Raw genomic sequence first — 5,568 nt, 5'->3', positions numbered from 1 at the left:
ATGCTATGGCCCATGCCATTAGGAGATTCATACGACAAGATGATGGACTCTCCCGTCGCAGACATGAAAAATATCTCCACAAGTAGTCGCGGCGCAGACAGCATAACTGCTGCACAGTTTTTGCAACGCTTCGTGAATGGGTTAGCATGGGCGCACTTAGATATAGCGGGCGTGGCATGGACCGAGGAGGGAACTCATGTCGCTCCCAGAGGCGCAAGTGGGTTTGGTGTTATGCTGCTAAACAGGTTTGTAAGCAAATATTACGAAGAAAGGCGTTAGCATGAAAAGATCCACCGTTCTGAGACTCGGAGTACTGATTTCAGGACGCGGGTCTAACATGGAGTCAATAATAAAAGCCTGTATGAGTGATGAATTTCCTGCTGAAGTGGCTTGTGTCATCTCTAACAACGTTAATGCGCCTGGATTGAAGATAGCAGAAACTTATGGGGTGGACACTTTTACGGTTAGCAGGAAACCGTTGGATACGAAAGGCATTTCCAGCATTCTTGAGAAGCATTGTGTTGACCTGGTGTGTCTTGCGGGCTTTATGAGCATTTTAGACCAGGAGTTTGTCTCTCACTGGAACAACAAAATCATCAACATACATCCTTCACTCCTGCCATCTTTCGTTGGACTTCGAGCTCAACTACAGGCTTTTGATGCTGGAGTAAAAATAGCAGGATGTACAGTGCACTATGTGCATCCAGAACTGGATTCTGGACCTATAATAATGCAAGCGGCTGTACCTGTGCTTCGCAATGACGACGTGAATAGTCTGTCAGCTAGAATTTTAGCAGCTGAACATATATGCTACCCAAGAACAATACGGGCTATAGCCTCTGGAAATGTAACAATCGACTCAAGCGGCAAAGTATCGTATTCAGGAGAAGATGAGCTGTTCTTTTTTCACACTACATGAAGTACTTTACAGCGTTGGTGAATAGCTTAAATCCATCTGCATATACATCCAGTACTGGAGATTTTCCCCCTTTCTTACGTTCACAAGCTATATCAGTCCAATCGTAGCGCTGTGTAAAAAATAGCGCCCTTTCGGGATGGGGCATCATCATTAACGTTCTCCCTCCATGGCATGATAGAGCGGCAATGTCATATGCTGATCCGTTAGGATTATGAGGAAACTTACCCTCAGCATATTCACCGTTCGTGTCGACATAGCGCAAAGCTATATCCCCCCTTTTTGACATCTCTACACAGACATTCTCGTGTGCATGAAATTTCCCTTCCCCGTGAGCTATGGGGATATACAATTCGTCTATATCTCTAAGCCACACAGAATCATTACAGGGCTTTAACCGCGTCCAACAACACTGATATCTGCCTAAATCATTATCGATAAGCGCCACATCACTGCAAAACATTCTAACCAATATCTGGCACCCGTTGCATATGCCAAGCATAAGCGTATCTCGTGCAATAAATTCCTGCACCACATCTGCCAACTTGTTCACAATCTTCAATGCAAATGCATTGCCCGCACCTGTATCATCCCCATAGGAAAACCCCCCGGGAATCGCCATAATATTGCATTCTTTCAACACTGTAGGGTTTAGTATGAGCTCATTTACGTGTACAACCTTGCACGCAACTTTCGCATTCAGGTACCTCCCAGCTTCACGGAACGCAAAAGCTGTCTCTTCCTCGCAATTTAACCCGTACCCTGCCAGAATTATGACATTCATGTTCTCACCACCTTTCTGCATCTCAAAGGATAGCACTATTTGACACAACTCATATTACTTTTTACCATCTGAAGCTAGGACTTATGACTGTTAATGGGGTATTGTGTCATACTATGACGTTGTAGTTGTTGGGGGAGGACATGCGGGATGTGAGGCTGCTGCTGCCTCCGCGCGTATTGGAGCCCGCACAGCTTTGGTAACTCAGAACATAAGTTCGGTAGGACAGATGTCATGTAATCCCGCAATAGGCGGTATTGCAAAAGGCGTCGTGGTGCGAGAAGTTGATGCTCTTGATGGTCTCATGGGAAGGGTCATCGATCAATCTAGCATACATTCAGCAGTGCTCAACAGAAGCAAAGGGCCAGCAGTGTGGGGGCCGCGAGCACAGGCGGATAGGACGATTTATCGGAACACCATGCTGGACATGGTTCAGAATTATGAAAACCTTACGTTGTTATCAGGAGAAGTAGCAGGGTTTCATGTCGAGGAAACTAAAAGTCGTCCACGTGTGTCGTCCGTATTGCTCGATGATGGGAGCACTTTACACACGAGAAAGCTTATAATTTCCACCGGAACATTTTTGGGCGGAACAATACACGTGGGAACAACAAGCTACAAGGCAGGGAGAATCGGAGAAAAACCTTCCCTGGCGCTTGCAGACGATTTGAAAAGACATGGATTTCCGTTGCTTACACTGAAAACTGGCACGCCTCCAAGAATAAAAAAGGATAGCATAAACTGGGGTATACTACCCGAACAGAAGGGAGATTGCCCTCCTGAACCCTTTTCCTTTCTGTCGGAGAGTGTGAAATTACCCCAGATTTCGTGCTATCTAACGCACACAAACGAGCGTACTCATGAGATTATAAGAAACAATTTGCATCTGGCAGGGTCTCGCTGTTCATCTCTACTAGATGTGATGGCGCCAAGATACTGCCCGTCCATAGAGGAAAAAGTTAGGAGGTTTCCCCAACATGACAGCCACCAAATATTTCTGGAACCTGAAGGGTTGGACTCGGATTTCATATACCCCAATGGCATATCCACGTCATGTCCTGTAGAGGTCCAACTCGAAATGCTACACAGCATACGCGGGTTGGAAAATGCTGTTATGCTTCAGCATGGATACACGGTTGAATACAACTTTATAGATCCTCGCGAATTGTACCATACGTTGGAAACCAAGAGGGTGGAAGGCCTCTACTTTGCCGGACAGATAAATGGTACAACTGGGTACGAGGAAGCAGCTGGACAAGGTATTGTAGCTGGAATAAACGCGGCGTTATCTCTAGATTCACGCAAGGAACATTTCATACTAAAGAGAAGTGATGCATACATAGGTGTTATGATAGATGACCTGGTTACATTAGGAACCACTGAGCCCTATAGGTTATTCACTTCCAGGGCGGAGTATAGATTGAAGCTGCGTTCAGACAATGCGGACATGCGCTTGACTGAAATGGGCTACAGAAACTCTGTTGTGTCTAGTCACCGTTGGGACGCTCTTATGTCGAAGAAGCGGGAAATGAATTTATTGCTGGAAGCTTTAAAGAAGCTAACTTCCACACCAAATGAGCTTGCTGCACGCAATGTAGCCGTATCTATGAACGGCGAGCGCAAAAACGGGTTTGAACTACTGAGTCACCCCAACATTGATATGAGCATATTGCGCAAGATCTGGCCACATTTAGGTGAATTTAGCGCTGCATCATTGTCGGCTGTAGAAATTGAAGGAAAATACGCTCCCTATCTGGAAAGGCAAAACTCTGATATCAAATCATTCCTAGAAGAGGAAAACGTTTCTATACCAGAAGATCTTCAATATACCGACGTTTTTGGCCTATCAAAAGAAGCACAAGAAAAGCTTCAGGCCGCTCGTCCTTTTTCTGTGGGCGCTGCACGAAGGATACCGGGCATAACACCTGCAGCCATAGCGAACGTTCTTATACACCTGCGCTGCAGGGCAAAGCGTAGCAAAGCAGATATATAAGGAATTGTGCATACACAGCAGCATGCTCTGGATATAAGCCTCTACTGCGTAATACTGCAATTTGTGTAGAATGTTCGGGTGCCCTGTCTACAACACCTCCAAGCAGGAAATAGATGGAGTCTGTTTCTATTTTTTTACCGTAGTTGAAACGCCTAACGGGAATACCAGGCATAACACCTGCAGCTATGGCGCGCTGCCATTTGTGTAGAATGTCCAGGTGCCCCTGTTTACAATGCCACCTGGTAGAAAACAGATTGAGTCTGTTTCTATTTTGCCGTCATTGAGACGCTGCACGAGAATACAAAGCATAACCTCCGCAGCTATAGCGAACGCACTAATACACCTGCGCTGCAGGGCAAAACGCAGTAAAGCAGATATATAAGTTGTACATACACAGCAGCGGATCTCCGCGTATAGCCTCTACTGTGCAACACTGCAATTTGTATAGAGTGTTCGAGTAACCCTATTTACAATGCCACCTGGTAGAAAACAGATTGAGTCTGTTTCTATTTTGCCGTCATTGAGACGCCTTACTCCGTTCATGATCTTTCCATCGGTAATGCCTGTAGCCACGAAGAAGGCCGGTCCTCTAACCATATCGTGTATTGTGTAACATCTATCTGCGTCGGATATGCCAAATTTCTGTGCTCTGTCCCGCAACTCAGGAGTATCAAGCACCAATTTGCCGCAAATTTGTCCCCCTACCGATGCAAGGGCCACGGCGGATAACACTCCCTCGGGAGCTCCTCCTATTCCCAAGTATATATCACACTCACCTTTTATCATGGAAATTACAGCCCCTATATCACCGTCGTCTATTAATTTCACACGAGCACCCAACTCTCTGATCCTGGCTATAAGAGAGCGATGCCTATCACGAGAGAGTATAACAGCTGTTATATCTTTTATATCGCATCCCTTCACCCTAGATAGGTTATGTAGATTGGTGTCTATATCGTTTTCTATGGATACCACACCCTCCGGTAATCCTGGACCAACGGCGACCTTATCCATATAAACATCAGGGGCTTCCAACATATGCCCTCTTTCGGAAATAGCTATGACTGACATGGCACCTTCCTTATATGACGCACAAGTACTTGTACCCTCAAGTGGATCAACAGCTATATCCAATTCCAACAGACCTTTGCCTACTTTTTCTCCTGTGAATAGCATAGGTGCCTTATCTCTTTCTCCCTCGCCTATCACTATATGACCACTAATGTCCATTGCATTTAGTGTGCCACGCATTGAGTCTACAGCAGCCTTATCTGCTGCCTTCTCATCTCCCCTACCCACAAACTCGTGCGCCTCAATCGCAGCAAGCTCAGTAACTCTTATAAACTGAAAATACAGATCACACCCTAGCATTAAAGCCTCATCGTCATTAAATAGTCATTAACAAAGTCTAAACGCTGTATTATCATACAGGGATGCTAGCTTATCAAGGGACGAATTGTGCCAGCGTTACCAATATTAGCAATGCTGCTCTTGTGTGGGTGTTTTCTCCAAGAATCAGCCCCCGTATTACTAAAGGGTGAGGAGTTCCACGGCGGTACCGATAAGTCTGGAGAAGGGTACCACTTGTTTAGGGAGTACGTGGAAGGTGCCTCTACTTCACCATTGAAATCTGAAAGCAAAGTACTTGTGGGGGAAGTTGCACAGGACCCCGCTGAATCTGCATGTGATTTCATAATGCCGTTGCAGGGTACAGTTATACCTGCACATGCCACAGGTCGTAGTAAAGTTTACAGAGCAGCTTGTGATAGTGGGACTCCAATACTCGACAGCAGGGGAATAGGAGAAATCTCAGCTGCATCCTCAGGTAGAGTACTGTATGTAGGAAGAAACCTAGAGTCTTATGGCAATTTGGTCATA

General features: G+C 45.7%; 4 protein-coding genes and 2 pseudogenes. 4 read left to right on the top strand and 2 right to left on the bottom strand.

What is annotated here, in order from left to right:
• Together R4I06_RS04315 and purN are read left to right on the top strand one after the other, a co-directional pair.
• Nucleotides 1-279, top strand: a pseudogene (locus R4I06_RS04315) (leucyl aminopeptidase); the annotation flags it as partial.
• 1 nt (nt 280) lies between these two features.
• On the top strand, nt 281-919 hold the full coding sequence (gene purN / locus R4I06_RS04310; protein WP_334414346.1) for a phosphoribosylglycinamide formyltransferase: 639 nt from the start codon (nt 281-283) through the stop codon (nt 917-919).
• Here purN and R4I06_RS04305 read toward each other — a convergent pair.
• Complete coding sequence (locus R4I06_RS04305) at nt 912-1,700, bottom strand: phosphoribosylformylglycinamidine synthase subunit PurQ (RefSeq protein WP_334414345.1); 789 nt, start codon at nt 1,698-1,700, stop codon at nt 912-914. The genes purN and R4I06_RS04305 overlap by 8 nt on opposite strands.
• 103 nt (nt 1,701-1,803) lie before the next feature.
• Between R4I06_RS04305 and mnmG the strand changes: the two genes are divergently transcribed.
• Nucleotides 1,804-3,690, top strand: coding sequence for a tRNA uridine-5-carboxymethylaminomethyl(34) synthesis enzyme MnmG (gene mnmG / locus R4I06_RS04300; RefSeq protein WP_334414344.1), 1,887 nt, complete (start codon nt 1,804-1,806; stop codon nt 3,688-3,690).
• A gap of 420 nt (nt 3,691-4,110) precedes the next feature.
• On the opposite strand, the gene glpX is transcribed toward mnmG, so the two are convergent.
• Nucleotides 4,111-5,061: a class II fructose-bisphosphatase gene (gene glpX, locus R4I06_RS04295; RefSeq protein WP_334414343.1), complete on the bottom strand. Its 951-nt coding sequence runs from the start codon at nt 5,059-5,061 to the stop codon at nt 4,111-4,113.
• A gap of 87 nt (nt 5,062-5,148) precedes the next feature.
• Here glpX and R4I06_RS04290 point away from each other — a divergent pair.
• Nucleotides 5,149-5,568: pseudogene (locus R4I06_RS04290) on the top strand (hypothetical protein); the annotation flags it as partial.

This window comes from Anaplasma bovis (genome assembly GCF_036903315.1).
In the GTDB taxonomy this organism is placed as follows: Bacteria; Pseudomonadota; Alphaproteobacteria; order Rickettsiales; family Anaplasmataceae; genus Anaplasma; species Anaplasma bovis.
Note: the sequence above shows the minus strand (reverse complement) of the source record. Positions and strands in the feature narration are given on the sequence as shown.

What these genes read in the sequence shown, in the direction of transcription:
- R4I06_RS04305 (WP_334414345.1), bottom strand. Translation starts at nt 1,700, where the DNA reads ATGAATGTCATAATTCTGGCAGGGTACGGGTTAAATTGCGAGGAAGAG.
- purN (WP_334414346.1), top strand. Translation starts at nt 281, where the DNA reads ATGAAAAGATCCACCGTTCTGAGACTCGGAGTACTGATTTCAGGACGC.
- glpX (WP_334414343.1), bottom strand. Translation starts at nt 5,061, where the DNA reads ATGCTAGGGTGTGATCTGTATTTTCAGTTTATAAGAGTTACTGAGCTT.